Below are 16,685 nucleotides of genomic sequence, written 5' to 3'. Positions count from 1 at the left end.
CGGGATGGGGCAGCCCCAGCAGGGCGTACTAAATGCCTGAATCGATCGTCTAAGGTGCGAACCTGGCGCAAATATGGTTACAGTGTATCCGTAATCAGGTGTGCCGCACGGCGCCCTGTGCTTCGCGCCGAGGAGGTCAGATGAAAGCGGCAGTTGTGCCCCAGGCGGGCGCCGCCCCCCAGTACCAGGATTTCCCTGACCCGGAGTCCGCGCCCGGATTCGAGGTCGTCGAGCTCGTGGCCGCCGCGATCCACCCGGTCGTGCGAGCCAAGGCCGACGGTGTGCACTACAGCAGCGCCGATCAGTACCCGATGGTCCCGGGCGTGGACGCCGTGGCCCGGAAAGCGGACGGCACGCTCGTCTATGCCGGCGAGGCCCGGCTGCCGTGGGGCACCTTCGCCGAGCGGATGGCTGTCCCGATGGCGGCTCCGCTGCCGCCGGGTGCCGACCCGGTCACGGTTGCCGCGGCCATGAACCCCGGGATGTCCTCGTGGATGCCGCTGACCGCACACGTGGACGAGCGTGGCCTGCCCGGCACCGTGCTGATCCTCGGTCCGACCGGCGCCGCCGGCGGACTCGCCGTACAGAATGCCCGTGCCCTGGGCGTGCAGAGGATCATCGGCGTCGGCAGGGGCGCCGCGGACCTGGTGCGAGTCGCCAGCATGGGAGCCGAGCCCGTCGAGCTGACCGGCGACAAGACCCAGGATACGAAGGCGATCGCTGCCGCCTTGGACGGCCGCAGTCCCGAGCTGGTGCTCGACTATTTGTGGGGCACGCCCGCCGAATCGGCCTTCGAGGCCCTGCACAGCATCCCCGGCGCGGCACCCACCGACTATATCGAGATCGGCTCCGTGGCCGGAGAGGGCGCTGCTGTACCCGCGTCCCTTCTGCGCAGCCGCCCGTTCCGGCTGTCCGGCAGCGGCATCGGCTCCTTCCCGATTGACCGCTATCTCGTCCAGGGCATGGCCTACCTCCAGGTCCTCGCGGACGGAAAGATCACCGTGGACGCCACCACCTACCCGCTGGAGCAGTGCACCGACGCCTGGAACGCCGGGCCTGGACCTCGCGCCGTCCTGACCGCCGGCTAACCGGCCGCATCCTGCCCGGTTCGTCTGCCTCCGTCGTGACCGCCCCGGCTGGAGCCGGGGTAGTCGCTCGTTGTGGGCAACCGGTGATTTCCATAGTGGATACGGTGTTGTTGTTATGGTGCTGGCCGAGGAGGTGGACGTTCAGTGGCAGCACATGGTCCTACGCGGGCGACCACGGCATCGGGTCGGGGCCCGGGGCGTCCGCCCGTACCGCTGGAGCGCATCGTCTCCACCGCGCTGCAGATCGTGGACGACGAAGGGGCCGACGCTCTCTCGATGCGGACTCTGGCCCAGCGCTTGGGCTCGGGCACGGCGACCCTGTACCGGCATTTCGACAACCGGGCAGCGCTGGTCGCCCATGTCGTGGACCGCATGTTCGGCGCCGTGGAACTGAAGGGCGACGAACTCCTCGCGATGGGCTGGCAGCAAGCGCTGCGGACGGTCGCGCACACCATGTTCGAGGCCCTGGCCCGGCACCGGAACGCGGCGCGCCTCATGGTCGAAGAGATTCCCCTGGGGCCGAACGCGATGGCGCTGCGGGAGCACTGTGTCGCGGTGCTGCTCGACAGCGGCTTCGCGCCGCGACTGGCCGCGCATGCCTATGCCACCCTCGCCCGCTACGTCCTCGGATTCGCCATACAGGTCAACGGGCATGGCGGTGGGCAACTCGACGACGCGCACGTGTCCGCCGTCTTTGAGAGTGCAGATCCGGCCTTGTTCCCGGCCACGGTCACCGTCGCCGGGTCGTTGCCCGTTCCGCTCGAAGAGGAGTTCTCCTTCGGCCTCGACCTTCTTCTCAACGGGCTTGCCCACCTGCGCGACGACGCCTGACCGGGCAGGACGCTGCGAACCTGAGGCGGCCCGGCTCCGAAGTCATCTCGGTCGGCACGGGGTGTTGCCACCGCTGCTGGTGAGCGCGTGATCTCGCAAGGCCGGCGGCGGCTCAGCCCAGCGCAATAACGGAAACGACGTAACCGTTATGGTGGTTGGTGAAGCGGACCGCATCGCGGTGCCAAGAAGGAGAGCCGGACATGAGCAGTCCCCAGATGCACGTAGTCGCCGCGTTCATGCGATTGGCCCTCAAAGGCAAGGCGGCCCCGGACCCCGTGGCCGCGTCGAAGGAGGCACCTCGTCCGCCCGCCAACCTGGTACAGCGGCACGACGTGAACTCGCGCCGCATCGACGGTTACGAATGCCACACCGTCAGTCCGCGCGGGTGCCGCGCGGAGCGAACGGTCCTCTATCTGCACGGCGGCGCCTACATCAGACACCTCTCGCCCCGGCACTGGCAGTTGATCTCGCAGCTCGTGGACGCCGGTGTACGAGTCGAGGTGGCCCACTACGGGCTGGCGCCGAAGTACACCTACCGTGACGCCTATCCCTTCGTCACTGCCGTCTACCGCGACCTGCTCGGCGACCTGGACGCCGGCCAGGTCACGATCATGGGCGACTCCGCCGGCGCGGGCTTGGCTCTGGGCGTGGCGCAGAGCCTGGTCGGCTCGGGTCTGCCCCAGCCGGCCCGTGTAGTACTGATCTCCCCCTGGCTTGATCTGACTCTGACCAACCCCGCGATTCCCGAGGTCGAAGCCCGAGATCCGTTCCTCACCACCAGCAGCCTGCTCGCGGCTGCACGTGACTGGGCCGGCGGGGACGACCCCGCCCAACCCCGGCTCAGTCCCGTCAATGGCCCGCTCGCCCCCCTGGCACCCATCGACGTCTACATCGGCACGCGCGACTTGTGCTACCCGGACGTCCGGCGCCTGGAGGAACGGGCTGCCGCGGAAGGGGCGTCCGTGAATGTCATCGTGTGCGACGGTGCGGTCCATGCCTACCCGCTCGTTCCCGCTCCCGAGGGGCGTGCTGCGGCCCGCGCCATCGTGCGGTCCGCAGCCTCCTGAGCAGGTTGAGAGGCGATCCTCAGAGGCAGGCGGTCGAGCCGAGCGTCTGCCTCTTCTGCTGTGGCGGGTCAGGTACGGGCGGCAAGCCTGGCTTCGACGCCATCGAGAAGTGACTGCAGTCCGAAGGACACATACGGGCGAGGGGTGCCTGCCAGGGCGGCCCCGATCGCGAACGTGACGACGCTCTGGGCGGCGCGCTCGGCCTCCCGCCTGGTGAGGCCGGACGCCTCGCAGACCGCGAGCAGGTGCTCGTCATGGCGGTCCCTGGCCGGGCCGTCGAGCGGCTGGATGGTCATGGCGGCCAGCAGCCAGGGGTGCCTGAGCAGCATCGAACGCAGGTTGTCGGCCATGACCAGGAGGGCCGGACGCCATTCGAGGCCGTCGAGAGCGGGGAGAGGTGTCTGCCCCCAGACGGTGTCGGCGGCCAGCAGGAGCAGATCGTGTCGGCTCTTGACGTGCCAGTAGAGTGCCGCCGCGGTGATGCCGAGACGGCTGCCGAGTCTTCGCATGATGAGACTCTCGATGCCGCCCTCGTCCAGAAGGGCGATGGCCGCCTGGGTGATCTGCTCCTGGTGCAGGGCGTCGCGGGGCATGCCCGCGGTAGTCGGCATGGGGCTGCTCACGGGACCTTCTTGCTGTGGGAACGAGGCCGCGGTGTGCGGCTCTGGGGGCGCGTGGCCGTCACGCCGACGAGGACGGGGTGTCGTGCGCGTCGGCGCGCGGTTCATGCGTGGGGCCGCCCGCGGTGTGTCAGGCGGGAGAGTCCGCGGGCCTGATGCTGTGCAGCAGCCGTTCTCCGGACTCGCGTAGCTGGTCCTTGACCTCGTCGAGGCCGGATGCGAGCAGGACGTGATCGCGTTTGCGCCAGGTACCGGCGACCATTACGGCTTCGATGTTGGCGATGTCGGCGTGCAGGACCGTGGCGACCGGGTCGTGCGCCGGCCACAGATTGAGCGCCCGGGCGTCGACGGCGACCAGGTCGGCCTGCATGCCCGCCTCGATCCGGCCCACCTTGTCCGCCAGGCCCAGTGCCTTCGCTCCTTCGACCGTGGCCCAGGCAAGCGCCTGTTTGCTGGTGACGGACGGTGTGTCGGCGTGCATGCCGGTCGTGTGCCGGTGGTGGGCGTGGTCCAGGCTGCGCTGGTGGGCCAGGGCGATCCGTGCGGCGGTGAGGACCGATCCGGGTACGGCGGTTTCGATGTCGGTGCCCAGGGAGGGTGCCGCGTGCAGGCTCAGCAGGGATCCGGTGATGGGTGTGCCGTGTCCCTGGCCCAGTTCGTTCTCTGGGGTGGTGGTGAAGGTGACGCCCGCCTCGACCAGTGTCTTCAGCCAGTCCGCGGGCAGGTCAACTCCGTGCGCGACGTTGGTCAGGGGGCTCAACAGTCCGGCGTCGCGCACGGCTTCCCAGCCGGGTGAGGGTTCTCCGCCGCTCTGGTGCATCGAGACGACGAGGCCGCGTTCCGCGCCGGCCTGGAAGTCGGCCACCGCGGTCTCGGCGGAGGAGTACTGCGGCCCCTGGAGGGCCATGCCCAGGGTGAGGAGGGCGTGGCTGCGGACGGGGCCGTCGAGCAGCCGGTCGATCTCGGCGAGCGGGTGGGGTGTGTCCGGGGAGCGGTAGGGCGTGCCGTGCAGGAAGGCGGCCCGGATCCCGGCCTGGGCCAAGCCCTCGACGGCTGCGTCGGCGTGCTCGGGCGACAGGGCGTTGTGGCACCAGTCGCCCACGGTGGTCGTACCGCAGTTGAGCTGGTTCAGGGCGCCGGCGAGATTGCCGATGTGCATGTCGGCCGGGGTGTAGTGCCCGACGCACTTGCCGTGCAGGTGGGTGAGGTACTGCATCAGCGTCCAGTCGGCGCCCGCAGAGCGCAGCGCGGTCTGCCAGGTGTGCAGATGGGCGTTGACCAGGCCGGGGATGAGGATGCGGCCGGAGAAGTCGACGACTTCGGCGTCGGGCGCCTCGATGTCCTCGCCGACGGCGGCGATGGTGTCGCCGTCGACGAGGATGTCGACCTGCTCGGCGTCCGGCCGGTCCGGCGTCATCGTGATGACCTGTGCCCCGCGCAGCAGTGTGCGGCTCATTCAGTGGCCCCCGAACCGGAGGAGGTGTGGCTCGGCTGGGACATGGTGCGGCTCCTTGCCTGCGGCGTCATTGCCTGCACCGCGGCTTGTGTGGTGGTGAGGAAACCCTGAGTGGCGATGTGCCCGATGTAGCCGTCGGGACGGATCAGCAGCAGCGTGTCGCCGGTCAGGCCGTAGGCACTGCGCAGCGTGTTCCTGGGGTCGGAGAAGGCGCGGCCGTCGCCCGCGGCCGATCCAACGGTCAGCCGCTTCAGTTGGGCGCCCGTCGTCGGCCAGTCGAGGAGTTCGAGGTCCCGGGCGGCGCCGGGACCGTAGGCGATGGCGGTGAAGTGCGGTCCCTGGAAGAGGCTGAACAGGCGGATCTCGGCGCCGTCGGCGCCGAGCAGTCGGGCGTCCGGGGCGCGGTCGCCCACGTGCAGCGTGCTGGTGTCGCTACTGTCGCCGTCGGCGGGGGCGAGCGGGCCGCCGTAGTAGGTCAGGGAGAGCTGCTGCTCGTCCTTGCCGCGCTTCATGCTGGAGGGGTCCAGCTTGGCGATGCCGCCCCACTTCTCCGTGGACAGGCCCAGGACCCCGGCGGCGATCGGCTGCCGCTCGGCCTCGTAGGTGGCAAGGAGGGCCGGGTCGGCTCCGGCGAGGACCTGGCCGAGCTTCCAGCCGAGGTTGTAGCCGTCCTGCATACCGGTGTTCAGGCCCTGCGCACCGGCCGGGGTGTGGACGTGCGCCGCGTCGCCGACGAGGAAGACACGTCCGCGGCCGTAGTGCTCCGCAAGACGGATGTTGGGCCGGAACACGGACGTCCAGTGGATCTCGTGCAGCTGGATGCGCCGGTTGCGGGTGTGGGAGTGGATCCGGTCGATGAGGGCGCCGATCTCCTGGGGCGGCTTCTCGTCGGGCGTGAGCCGGATCATCCACTGGAACATGTCGCTGTGGGGCAGCGGGCAGGCGGCGATGAGCTTGCCGCCGAGGCCGGGCCACATGTGCCACCGGTTGCGGGCCAGGCCGCTGACGGAGGCATCCACGATCAGCATGCGGTCGGATTCGTCCGTCGTCCCCACGAAACCGATGTCGAGCTGCTTGCGCACCGCACTGGAGCCGCCGTCGGCTCCCACGGCATAGCGGGTGACGATCTCCTCGATCCCGTCCGGGCCCACCACCGTGGCGACCACCGTGTCCTCGTTCTGCGTCAGCTCGGTCAGTTCCTTGCCGAACTCGACCTCGTGGCCGAGCTCACTGAGCCGGGCGTGCAGGGCGCGGTCCGTGCGGAACTGCGGGATCAGCCAGGTGTTCGGGTACGGGACGTCCGGGGTTACCTCTTTGTGGGGGAACATCTTCCACGGCACACCGATGGGTCCTGCATGCAGCCCGAGCTTGGGATAGTCGCCGCCGCCGGCCAGCACGTCGTCGAGAGCGCCGAGGTCCTCGAGGACTTCGAGGCTGCGGGGCTGGATGCCCTTGGCGCGCGAGCCGTCGAAAGCGTGGGGGGACCTGTCGATGATCCGGACGTCGAGTCCGCGGCGTACGAGGTCGATCGCCAAGGCGGAGCCCGAGGGGCCGGCACCGATGATCAGTACGTCGATGGCCTGCGGGTTGTTCATGAGTCGAGCCTTTCGGTGCGTGCGGACACGAACGGGACGAGCTGATCGGCGACGTCGCGAGGCCGTTCGAATGGGGCCATATGCCCGCATTTGGTAATGACATGATGGTGATGGGGCTTCAGCAGGGCGCGCGCTGTGTCGAAGTGCGTCAGTGGCGTGACGTTGTCCTCGTCGCCCCACAGCAGCAGCGTCGGAATGCCCAGGGCCCCCGCCTGCCGGAAGAGGTCGTCACGGCCGGTGAAAGGAAGGTGCTGCAGGGTGTCGAAGATCGCGTAGAGCGAGCCCTCGAAGCGGAAGGTGTCGAGGACCATCTCGGTCATCTTCGCGCCGAGCTCGGGGTCGCGGACGTTGTGTCCAAGGTGTCCTTGAAGGATCTGCGGGCCGCGCCGCCGGGCGATGAGGCCGGCCAGCCGGTCGTTGCGCAGCAGCCGGTCGGGGGAGGTCAACTGCGGTTTCGCGAGACCGGCGGGCCCGACGATGGTGAGGGTGGAGACGGACGCGGGGTACTGGGCGGCGTACGTCATGCTGACCAGCGCGCCCATGGACGTACCGACCAGGTGCAGGGGCCGCGCCGTCAGGCCGAGCCGGTCCGTCAGCTCGGCCAGCTGCCGCGTGAACAGCGTCTCGTCGTATCGCGCCTGTACCCGGTCGGAGTAGCCGCGGCCGTAGGCACTGCAGGTCAGCGTGCGCAGCCCGCGGGCGTGCAGCTCGCTGACGAGGCCGTCCCAGTAGAACAGCGGGATGGTCAGACCGCCCGCCATCAGGACCACATCCCCGTCCTCGGGCCCCGTCAACTCGTAGTGGGTGACGCCGTCGGACAGCTCGACGAAACTGCCGCGCAGCGCTCCCCGCGAGTCGGCGGTGAGCTTGCGGTCCTCGCCCGAGGCGACGAAGTACTTCATGGAACGGGCCTCCTTGCCCTCAGTGCGTGGGGGTATCGGCGCAGGAGCCGAGGAACTTCGCGATCGCGTCCGCGACCCACTGCGGTTCCTCCTCCGGCAGCAGATGTCCGCCGTGGGGGTGGACGAGTTCCTGGGCGCCGGGGATGTCGCGGGTGAAGTACTGACCGTCGATGCTCGCGCTGCGCAGCACCAGCGTGGGCACCGTGATGCAGGGGATCTGCGCGCTGCGGTCAGGCTGGTCGGTGTTGCAGAAGTCGACGAAGGCCGAGCGGTTACCGGGGCGGCTCATGAGCTGGTAGGCGCGGTCCACCATGGCGTCGTCCACGATCTGCGAATGCGGCCCGACGGCCTCGCGCAGGTTGCGCTCGATCGCCCCGCGCGGCATCACCCGCCTCAGCAGGGGCCGCACCAGCGGGTTGCGGGTCAGGCGCATCCCCGCGGGCACCGTCTTCTCCGGGTAGCCGGTGGCATTGACCAGCACCAGGCCGGTCAGCCGCTCCGGATGATCCAGCGCGACGTTCCAGGCGATGTTGCCGCCCAGGGAATTGCCGGCCAACGCGTAGCGCGGCACGCCCAGCGCCTCCGCGAAGCCCGCCATCGTCGCGGCGTACGCCGGGACGCGGTAGTCGCGGTCCGTGCGCGGGCCCGTCAGCCCGAACGCCGGCAGGTCGGGACGGATGACATCGAACGAATCCGACAGCAGATCCGTCGCGCGGTCGAAGTGCTGCAGGGATGAGGCACTGCCGTGCAGCAGCACGAGTGCCGGGCCGTGCCCAGCACGCTTGTAGTGGATCCGCAGGCCGTCCACCTCGACGAACCGGGAGTCGGGCTGGGGCTCAGACCAGGTACTCATAATGGCTACACTGTTACCGATAAGGGGTCGTGTCAAGAGGAAGCCCCCGCGTGTTACGACCGCGGTGCTCTTGAGCGGAGAGATGGATCAGTTGGTGCGCCGCGCTGCCGGTCGTCCGCCGGGTGTGCGGGATCTGTGGACGCTCGCGCGGGCCCCGAGGTCTGGACGTGCATTTTGGACGGTGGCCAGGCGGCGGAGCTGGCCGTCGGCGGCCTGGAAGGCCGTGAGTGAGCGCGGACGCTGTGCCGCCCTGCGAGGTTCGACGCGGTGGCGCGAGCCCGATGTGGCGTGCGTAGAAGTTCCTCGGACTTCAGGCGCGTGCGGGTGCTGCCGGGTAGGTTGGCGACCTTCGGTCTTCTTGTACTTTGTCGCGCATCCCGTGCTGGGATGGTGCTGGGATGCGCCCATATTTCCGCAGGTCAGAGCGTTGTGGGGTAGTTCCGCTTCAACGTGTAGTCGGCTCGTTGCTTCACGTTGGCTCGTCTCGTCGATTCGTTGAACGTGCAGGCCAGAAGGGGTCGGGCTCCAGTGAGTCCGACCCCTTCTGCATTCACGTGCTGACGTGGTGCCGGCTTTTCAGCTGCTTCGGGGTGGTGTGAGCTTGTCGAGGTCCAGGTTGATGTCGAAGGGCACCGGGCGCTCGAGAGTGCCCCGGAAGATGCCGGCGGGGGCATAGGCGCCGGTGGGTTCGTCGAGTTCGTAGACGTGGACGACGGGTGCTCCGTCCACGTCCTCGATGCACCAGTAGTGCGGGATGCCGGCCTCCGCGTACTTGCGGAGCTTTACGGTGCGATCGCGATGGGCGGACTCGGGGGAGACGACCTCGACGACGAGCTTCACGGCCTCCGGGCCGTACCAGGTGCGGTCGGGGTCATAGGGGAGGTTTGTCAGCAAGAGGTCCGGCTCAGGACGGTTGCGTGCATCCAGGCGGATCGTCATCTCGCGCTCGACCTCGAAGCCGGCCGGCGCCTGCGCCATGAGAGTGGTGGTCAAGGCTGTGACGAGGCGGCCGTGCCAGGCCCGCTGGGGCGACATCATGAAGACGAGGGATCCGTCGATCAACTCGGTGTGGCGGGGTGCCTCGGGGAGGCGGTCGAGGTCCTCCGCGAACCAGCCTTCCGCGCGCGGCGGGCGCATCCAGTCGGGCAGTGCGGTCATGGCTTCACCGTAGCGGCTGCGGTCACCTCGGTCGCCGGATTCAGGGCGGTGGTGATCGCGGGGGTGAGTGGGTGCCCGGCGAGTACGTGGCGGATGGCTTCCAGGGGGATGGAGCGCTCGTAGTAGTCCTCGAAGTGGGCCTGGGCGGCCTCCGGTGAGCGGTCGGTCAGGAGGTGGAAGAGGAAGCCGGAGCCGTCCGGATCCTCGCGGTCGGCGGGGAAGAGGATGGCTGCGCCGGTCTGCCATGCGGTGTCGCCGGGTTCCCGCCACAGGCAGGCCGTGACGCCAGGGACGTCGATTCCCTCGTCGAAGAACGAGGGCTCGTCCAGGAGCGGGCGCAGTGCCTCGGGTACGTCGTCGATGACACCGGGCCAGACCTGCGCGTCGTCCGTCCCGTACGGGCTCATCTCCGACTCGTGGTCGAAGCCGCGTATGAGCACGCCGGCCGGGGTGAAGAGGACGGAGAAATCGTCGCCCGAGCCGTTGTCCATCAGGCCCGCCTCCACGCCCGGACCCCAGTCGGCGTCGTAGGTGTAGGTGCAGAACCGCGGATCACCGGCGATCGTCGAGTCCAGGACCGCCAGTGCGCGCAGATGGGCGCGGAGCCGGTCGGGGTCCGGCAGAAGGGCGGCGGTCTCGCGCACGGTGCTCATGGTGCAAGGGAAGCAGGTCCCACTGACAGTCCGGAGCGCCTGCCCCATGACAGTCGGTCACGCATCGAGCGCCCGCCCACCCACCGTCAGAGCGACTTCAGGGCCGCCAGGAAGTCCAGTTTGGTTTCCAGGCGGGTCAGGTCGCGGCCCGTGATCTCTTCGATGCGGGTGATGCGGTGGCGCAGGGAGTTCACGTGCAGGTGGAGTCGGGCCGCGCAGGTGGTCCAGGAGGCGTCGCAGGCCAGGAAGGTCTCCAGGGTGGTCAGGAGGTCGGTGCGGTGGCGGCGGTCGTGGTCGCGGAGGGGGGTCAGGAGGCGGGAGGCGAAGGCCTGACGGGTCGCGGGCGGGATGAGGGGGAGGAGCGACAGGACGTGCTCGGTGAGGTCGTCGGGGCCGTGCACGGTCACGCGTTCCGGGCCGTCCTGGGCGACGCGTAGCGCCGTACGGGCCTCGTCCAGGGTGCGTTGGGCGTTGCCGGGCTCCGCCACCGGAGTGCCCGCTCCGATCGAGACGCTGTCCGTCGGGCCCAGCCAGCGGGACAGCGCCGTGGCGAGTCGGCGCTGGAGGGCCGGCAGGTCGAGGGAGTCCGTGGGGACCAGGGCGAGCAGGACCGCCTGGTCGGCCTCGGTGGTGGAGGCGATGTCCTGTGGTGTGACCTGGACCGGGCCGTTCGGCTGGAGCAGGGCCTCCTCCAGGAGTACGCGGAGTGCCTCGGCCGGGATGGGCCGGCCCTCGTGCCATGTGCCCTCGGCCACCACGAACTGGCAGCGCGGCCATGTGTCGACCTGGCTGACCACGCCCTGCGCGGTGCTGCGCAGCCGGACCGGGATCTCCTCCGGCGGGATCCGACGGCGCATCAGGTCCAGAAGCCGGACGGCCAGGTCGTGGAGGGCCGCCTTCGACCGCTCGTGCGCCGCCCGCGCGTCGGTGACCAACTCGACTGCTCGGAGGAGGAGTTCGGTGTTCGGTGTGGGCTGGGGTGTCGGGGTCGGAGTCGGCCCGTGTGTCGTGGTTGGAGTCGGTCGGGGTGCCGGGTCTGGGGTCGGCCCGGGTGCCGTGGCCGACGTCGGTCGGGGTGCCGTGGCGGGAGGCGGTCCGGGTGCCGGGGCCGCCGTCGTGACCAGGAGCCAGTCGCCCAGCTCCGAGGCCGGGCTTCCGGCGGCGGAGGAACGTACCGGCGAGAGCAGGTAGCGGCCCTTCCCCACCGTGAACCGGTACGGAGCCTCCTGCCGCGCTCGGCGCGCCGCCAGGTAGCGCGCTGCCAGAGCCGCCGCCGTCCTGCGGCGCAGCGGGGGCTGGACGCCCGCGATCTGGCGGCCCGTCGGCGACAGGACGCGCAGGTCGAGGCCGAGGCCGTGACGCAGGAGCTCGAGGCCCGAGCCAGGGGCGTCCTCGTCGGCGAGGAGCTGCCGGTGGCGTTCGACCAGGGCGGCGAGGCCGTCGAAGTCCTGGCCCCGGAGGCGGCGGAGGCGGCGCAGGACGTACTCGGTGATCGTGGCGAACGAGGTCTCCGGCCGCACGGCGAAGAGCGGGAGGCCGTACCGGCGGCAGGCGCGGACGAGGTCGTCCGGGACGCCCCCGTGCTCGACCTCCCCGGCGGCCAGCGCCGCCACGCCTGCCCCGACCAGGACCCGTACGTACTCGTCCGCGTCTCCGTCCCCGTGCCACCAGGCGAGTCCGGTGAGGACCAGCTCGCCGCCGCTGAGGAACCGGCCGGGGTCGGCCAGGTCGATGGTCGGAACAGCGGTCACGCCGCGGTCGAGCGGCCCGCTGCCGGTGTCGGTGCCATTGCCAGTGCCGCTCGCGGTGTCCGTGCCGGTGCCGGTGCTGGTGCTGGTGTCGACATCCCCCGTGTCCCCGTCCCCCTCCCCGGCCCTTTCCACGCCGCCGGCCCCCACGACCAGGCACAGCCCCAGTTCGTCGACGTCCAGGAGTTCGCGTAGCCGTAGGTGCATGATCAGCAGCTTCGCACGGTCCGTCGTGAGATGGCGGGGAATCAGTGCAGTTCAGCGGCGTGAGACGAGTGGAACGCACTGTTGTCCACAGTCGGCCGCGCAGGCTCTTCTGAGCGATCGGTGACTGCCTCCGGCCCGCCGCCCCGCTGTCTACTTCTGCGCAGCGCGCCGCGCACGGGGGTCGCGTCTCCGCCAGGAACAGCGCGCACGAACAGCGAGACATCAAGAAGAGGCGGTCTGATCATGGCTGGTGTCCCTACCGGTGCTCCCACCGACGTCACCCAGGGTTCCCGGACCAAGGGCGGCATCGGCGAGTCCACGCTCCGCCCCGACGGCACCCTGAAGGTGACCGGTGAGTTCGCGTACTCCTCGGACATGTGGCACGAGGACATGCTCTGGGGCCAGACGCTCCGCTCGACCGTCGCGCACGCCGAGATCCTGTACATCGACACCGCCGAGGCGCTGGCGATGTCGGGCGTGTACGCCGTCCTCACGTACGACGACCTGCCCGCCCCGATGAAGTACTACGGCATGGAGTTCAACGACACCCCGGTCCTCGCCCACGGCAAGGTCCGGCACCACGGCGAGCCGGTCGCCCTGGTGGCCGCCGATCACCCGGAGACCGCGCGCCGGGCCGCCGCGAAGATCAGGATCGAGTACAGGGAGCTGCCCGTCGTCACGGACGAGGCCTCCGCCCTCGCCCCCGACGCGCCGCTCGTCCACGAGAACCGCGACGACCACCACGCCGGCCACGTTCCGCACCCGAACATCGTGCACCGCCAGCCGATCATCCGCGGCAACGTGGAAGAGGCCTGCAAGCGCGCCGACGTGATCGTCGAGGGCGAGTACGTCTTCGGCATGCAGGACCAGGCCTTCCTCGGCCCCGAGTCCGGTCTCGCCGTGCCCACCGAGGACGGCGGTGTCGACCTCTACGTGGCCACGCAGTGGCTGCACTCGGACCTCAAGCAGATCGCCCCCGTCCTCGGGCTGCCCGAGGAGAAGGTCCGGATGACGATGGCGGGCGTCGGCGGCGCGTTCGGCGGCCGCGAGGACATCTCGATGCAGATCCTGGCCTCCGTCCTCGCGCTGCGCACCGGCAAGCCGGTCAAGATGGTCTACAACCGCTACGAGTCCTTCTTCGGCCACGTCCACCGCCACCCCGCGAAGCTCTGGTACGAGCACGGCGCCACCAAGGACGGCAAGCTCACGCACATGAGGTGCAGGATCGTGCTCGACGGCGGCGCGTACGCGTCCTCCACGGCCTCGGTCGTCGGCAACGCGGCCTCCCTCTCGGCCGGCCCGTACGTCGTCGACGACGTCGAGATCGAGGCGGTCGGCCTCTACACGAACAACCCGCCGTGCGGCGCGATGCGCGGCTTCGGCGCGGTCCAGGCGTGCTTCGCGTACGAGGCGCAGATGGACAGGCTCGCGGCCAAGCTCGGCATGGACCCGGTGGAGTTGCGGCAGATCAACGCCATGGAGCAGGGCACGATCATGCCGACCGGCCAGGTCGTGGACTCCCCGGCCCCGGTCGCCGAACTGCTGCGCATGGTCAAGGACCGCCCGCTGCCGCCCGGGCACCAGTGGGAGGTCGCCGACGGCGAGGCCGATGTCCGCGCGCTGCCGGGCGGTCTGTCGAACACCACCCACGGAGAGGGCATCGTCCGCGGTGTCGGCTACGCCGTCGGCGTCAAGAACGTCGGCTTCTCCGAGGGGTTCGACGACTACTCGACCGCGAAGGTACGACTGCAGGTCATCAACGGCGAGCCCGTCGCCATGGTCCACACGGCCATGGCGGAGGTCGGCCAGGGCGGTGTCACCATCCACGCGCAGATCGCCCGCACGGAGCTCGGCGTCCAGCAGGTCACCATCCACCCCGCCGACACCCAGGTGGGATCGGCCGGTTCGACCTCGGCGGCCCGGCAGACGTACATGACCGGCGGGTCCGTCAAGAACTCCTGCGGGCTCGTACGCGAGCGGGTGATCGAGCTCGGCCGGCGCAAGTTCGGCGCCTACGTGCCGGAGTGGGCCGCGGACGGGCTGCTGCTCGAGGGCGGCAAGGTCGTCACCGACCGCGGCGAGGTCCTGGCCACCCTCGCGGACGTCCTGGAGGACGAGGTCGTGGAGATCGAGGCGGAGTGGCGGCACCGCCCCACCCAGCCCTTCGACCTGGTCACCGGGCAGGGCGACGGACACGTCCAGTACTCGTTCGCCGCGCACCGCGCCGTGGTCGAGGTCGACACCGAGCTAGGCCTGGTCAAGGTCGTCGAACTCGCCTGCGCCCAGGACGTCGGCAAGGCGCTCAACCCGCTGTCGGTGGTCGGCCAGATCCAGGGCGGTACGGTCCAGGGCCTGGGCGTCGCGGTGATGGAGGAGATCATCGTGGACCCGAAGACGGCGAAGGTGCGCAACCCTTCGTTCACGGACTACCTGCTTCCGACGATCCTCGACACGCCGACGATCCCGGTCGACTACCTCGAACTGGCCGACCCCAACGCGCCGTACGGAGTCCGCGGCATCGGCGAGGCACCGACCCTGTCGTCCACCCCGGCCGTCGTGGCCGCGATCCGGAACGCGACGGGCCTGGAGCTCACGAAGACACCGGTCAGGCCGGAACACCTGCTGGGGCTCTGAGGCACAGGGGGTCTGAGCCCCAGGGCTCTGAGGCACAGGGGGTCTGAGGCACAGGGGGTCCGCGCTTCCCGCCCCCCGCTGTCGTCGATGATGCTGTCTGTAGGCATCCGATGACAGCGGGGGGACCTTCGTGACGGAGACGCACGTGTCGTGGCGGGCGATGAGGAAGAGCGAGCAGGCCTGGCTCGAGGGCGTCACGCAGTTGAGGATGCGCAACTGGTCCGCCGCCGCCGACGCCTTCAGTACCGCCATCGACTACAACCCCCTGGCCGCCGACGCCTGGCTGGGCCTCCACGCCACCGGCCACAGCCAGGGCCAGGCCCTGGAGGCGATGCACGACAACGCCCGCGCCTTCGGGGCCCTGCGTACGAAGCTGCAGCGGAGGCTGCTGTCCCGGTTCCGGATCGGGCGTTACGTGACCTTCCGGCTGGAGACGTCCCGCGACCTGTGGCTCGCGCGGGCCACGAAGCACCTGGAGGACGGTCAGCTCGACGCGGCCGGGCACATGCTCTCCCACGCCGTCCTCGACTGCGACGAGACCCGCTTCGTCTGCGCGCGGTACGCCCTGCTGGCCAAGCGGTGGTCGGTGCTCCTGTCGTCCGCCGAGGGCATCCGTGACGCGCAACTGCGGGACGAGTCGCAGCTCTACGTCGCGGCCGGGCTCATCGCCCAGGGCGTCTGCCACGAGGCGCTCAACGTCCTGAACCCGCTACCTCGGGCGCTGGGGAACGACGCCGCCTTCCTCGGCGAACTTGCCTACCTGCGGGGGCGGGCGTACGAGGAGCTGGGGCGCGCGGAGGAAGCGCTGAAGCAGTTCCAGACGGCGTTCCGGTACAGCCCCGGCCTGGCCGATGTGGCCGAGCGGGCGAACGCGGCGGTTCCGCGGGGCGAGCGGGTACCGGCCGAGGGCGCCGGCCCCGCGCAGGCGGCGCGGCGCTCGCCCTCCTCCGACGGCGCCTCCGGAGGCGGCGGCCTGAGCGACGAGGAGCGGGCCGCTCTGCTGGACGAGGCGATGGCCGAGCTGGAGGCGATGATCGGCCTCGCGCCCGTGAAGCGCCAGGTGCGGGCGTTGTCGGCGCAGCTGCGGATGGCGGTGGTCCGCAGGGGCCAGGGTCTCGCCGCCTCGCCGGCGCCGTTGCACCTGGTCTTCGCGGGTCCGCCCGGGACGGGCAAGACGACGGTCGCCCGCGTCGTCGGCAAGATCTTCGCCGGCCTGGGCCTGCTGGACCGCGGCCACGTGATCGAGGCCCAGCGCGTCGACCTCGTGGGGCAGCACCTCGGGGAGACGGCGCTCAAGACGTCCGGGGTCATCGACCGGGCCCTGGACGGGGTCCTCTTCATCGACGAGGCGTACGGCCTGTCCAACACCGGCTACACGGGCGGTGACGCCTTCGGCAAGGAGGCGATGCAGGTCCTCCTCAAGCGGGCGGAGGACGACCGGAACCGGCTCATCGTGGTCCTTGCCGGGTACCCGGGCGAGATGAACGACCTGCTCTCCAGCAACCCGGGCCTGGCCTCCCGCTTCAGTACGCGGGTCGATTTCCCGTCGTACTCCGCCGAGGAGCTGGTCCTGATCGCGAAGTCCTTCGTCGCCGGCCAGGGAGACGTACTCACCCAGGACGCGGAGACCGCCCTCCGTACGTCGTGCCACCTCGCTGTCGACCGGGACCTCGTCGACCCCCTCGGCAACGGCCGCTTCGCGCGCGAACTCGCCCGCAAGGCGTCCGTCGCCCGGGACCTGCGCGTCTACGATCTCCACGGCAGCACGGGAACCCCGTCGCCGGAGGAGGTCACGACACTCCTGATGGCCGACATCACGACCGCGTACCGCGAACTCACGGAGAGCCTCCCGCCGTCGACCACCTGACCGGCT

The 16,685-nt window shown here is 70.2% G+C and carries 13 protein-coding genes; 5 read left to right on the top strand and 8 right to left on the bottom strand.

Translation table 11 applies throughout. From position 1 onward, the window contains the following. Nucleotides 1-140 precede the first annotated feature (140 nt). The 3 genes from ACF09C_RS23835 to ACF09C_RS23825 all read left to right on the top strand — a co-directional run bounded on the left by ACF09C_RS23835 (nt 141) and on the right by ACF09C_RS23825 (nt 2,986). Complete coding sequence (locus tag ACF09C_RS23835; protein WP_392094057.1) at nt 141-1,088, top strand: zinc-binding alcohol dehydrogenase family protein; 948 nt, start codon at nt 141-143, stop codon at nt 1,086-1,088. A gap of 213 nt (nt 1,089-1,301) precedes the next feature. Further along, nucleotides 1,302-1,919: a TetR/AcrR family transcriptional regulator gene (locus ACF09C_RS23830; RefSeq protein ID WP_392094357.1), complete on the top strand. Its 618-nt coding sequence runs from the start codon at nt 1,302-1,304 to the stop codon at nt 1,917-1,919. A gap of 200 nt (nt 1,920-2,119) precedes the next feature. After that, a complete protein-coding gene (locus tag ACF09C_RS23825; RefSeq protein ID WP_392094056.1) occupies nt 2,120-2,986 on the top strand; it encodes an alpha/beta hydrolase fold domain-containing protein in 867 nt (288 codons plus the stop codon). 68 nt (nt 2,987-3,054) lie between these two features. Here ACF09C_RS23825 and ACF09C_RS23820 read toward each other — a convergent pair whose 3' ends face one another. The 8 genes from ACF09C_RS23820 to ACF09C_RS23785 form a co-directional block, all read right to left on the bottom strand. After that, nucleotides 3,055-3,609: a TetR/AcrR family transcriptional regulator C-terminal domain-containing protein gene (locus ACF09C_RS23820; RefSeq protein WP_392094054.1), complete on the bottom strand. Its 555-nt coding sequence runs from the start codon at nt 3,607-3,609 to the stop codon at nt 3,055-3,057. 127 nt (nt 3,610-3,736) lie between these two features. Continuing rightward, on the bottom strand, nt 3,737-5,062 hold the full coding sequence (locus ACF09C_RS23815) for an amidohydrolase family protein (RefSeq protein WP_392094053.1): 1,326 nt from the start codon (nt 5,060-5,062) through the stop codon (nt 3,737-3,739). Beyond that, on the bottom strand, nt 5,059-6,657 hold the full coding sequence (locus ACF09C_RS23810; protein ID WP_392094051.1) for an FAD-dependent oxidoreductase: 1,599 nt from the start codon (nt 6,655-6,657) through the stop codon (nt 5,059-5,061). The genes ACF09C_RS23815 and ACF09C_RS23810 overlap by 4 nt, the downstream gene beginning before the upstream one ends. Beyond that, a complete protein-coding gene (locus tag ACF09C_RS23805; RefSeq protein WP_392094050.1) occupies nt 6,654-7,559 on the bottom strand; it encodes an alpha/beta fold hydrolase in 906 nt (301 codons plus the stop codon). The genes ACF09C_RS23810 and ACF09C_RS23805 overlap by 4 nt, the downstream gene beginning before the upstream one ends. A gap of 19 nt (nt 7,560-7,578) precedes the next feature. Next, a complete protein-coding gene (locus tag ACF09C_RS23800; protein ID WP_392094049.1) occupies nt 7,579-8,412 on the bottom strand; it encodes an alpha/beta fold hydrolase in 834 nt (277 codons plus the stop codon). Nucleotides 8,413-8,988: 576 nt separating this feature from the next. Further along, on the bottom strand, nt 8,989-9,570 hold the full coding sequence (locus ACF09C_RS23795) for a Uma2 family endonuclease (RefSeq protein ID WP_392094047.1): 582 nt from the start codon (nt 9,568-9,570) through the stop codon (nt 8,989-8,991). Further along, a complete protein-coding gene (locus tag ACF09C_RS23790; RefSeq protein WP_392094045.1) occupies nt 9,567-10,223 on the bottom strand; it encodes a hypothetical protein in 657 nt (218 codons plus the stop codon). Before ACF09C_RS23790 ends, ACF09C_RS23795 begins: the two co-directional genes overlap by 4 nt. Nucleotides 10,224-10,309: 86 nt before the next feature. After that, nucleotides 10,310-12,178, bottom strand: coding sequence for a PucR family transcriptional regulator ligand-binding domain-containing protein (locus tag ACF09C_RS23785; RefSeq protein WP_392094043.1), 1,869 nt, complete (start codon nt 12,176-12,178; stop codon nt 10,310-10,312). A 243-nt stretch (nt 12,179-12,421) separates the two neighbouring features. Between ACF09C_RS23785 and pucD the strand changes: the two genes are divergently transcribed. Together pucD and ACF09C_RS23775 are read left to right on the top strand one after the other, a co-directional pair. After that, entirely contained in the window at nt 12,422-14,812 is a 2,391-nt protein-coding gene (gene pucD / locus ACF09C_RS23780; protein ID WP_392094042.1) for a xanthine dehydrogenase subunit D, read from the top strand. A 130-nt stretch (nt 14,813-14,942) separates the two neighbouring features. Then, a complete protein-coding gene (locus ACF09C_RS23775; protein ID WP_392094040.1) occupies nt 14,943-16,679 on the top strand; it encodes an AAA family ATPase in 1,737 nt (578 codons plus the stop codon). Nucleotides 16,680-16,685 lie beyond the last annotated feature (6 nt).

This window comes from Streptomyces sp. NPDC014870 (assembly GCF_043081505.1).
Classification (GTDB): Bacteria; Actinomycetota; Actinomycetes; order Streptomycetales; family Streptomycetaceae; genus Streptomyces.
The sequence above is the reverse complement of the archived record's forward strand: the minus strand, read 5'-3'. Positions and strand labels throughout refer to the sequence as shown.

Bases quoted from the DNA above. Each gene is read 5' to 3' on its own strand.
- ACF09C_RS23795 (WP_392094047.1), bottom strand. From the start codon at position 9,570: ATGACCGCACTGCCCGACTGGATGCGCCCGCCGCGCGCGGAAGGCTGG.
- ACF09C_RS23815 (WP_392094053.1), bottom strand. From the start codon at position 5,062: ATGAGCCGCACACTGCTGCGCGGGGCACAGGTCATCACGATGACGCCG.
- ACF09C_RS23810 (WP_392094051.1), bottom strand. From the start codon at position 6,657: ATGAACAACCCGCAGGCCATCGACGTACTGATCATCGGTGCCGGCCCC.
- ACF09C_RS23805 (WP_392094050.1), bottom strand. From the start codon at position 7,559: ATGAAGTACTTCGTCGCCTCGGGCGAGGACCGCAAGCTCACCGCCGAC.
- ACF09C_RS23800 (WP_392094049.1), bottom strand. From the start codon at position 8,412: ATGAGTACCTGGTCTGAGCCCCAGCCCGACTCCCGGTTCGTCGAGGTG.
- ACF09C_RS23790 (WP_392094045.1), bottom strand. From the start codon at position 10,223: ATGAGCACCGTGCGCGAGACCGCCGCCCTTCTGCCGGACCCCGACCGG.
- ACF09C_RS23785 (WP_392094043.1), bottom strand. From the start codon at position 12,178: ATGCACCTACGGCTACGCGAACTCCTGGACGTCGACGAACTGGGGCTG.
- pucD (WP_392094042.1), top strand. From the start codon at position 12,422: ATGGCTGGTGTCCCTACCGGTGCTCCCACCGACGTCACCCAGGGTTCC.
- ACF09C_RS23825 (WP_392094056.1), top strand. From the start codon at position 2,120: ATGAGCAGTCCCCAGATGCACGTAGTCGCCGCGTTCATGCGATTGGCC.
- ACF09C_RS23835 (WP_392094057.1), top strand. From the start codon at position 141: ATGAAAGCGGCAGTTGTGCCCCAGGCGGGCGCCGCCCCCCAGTACCAG.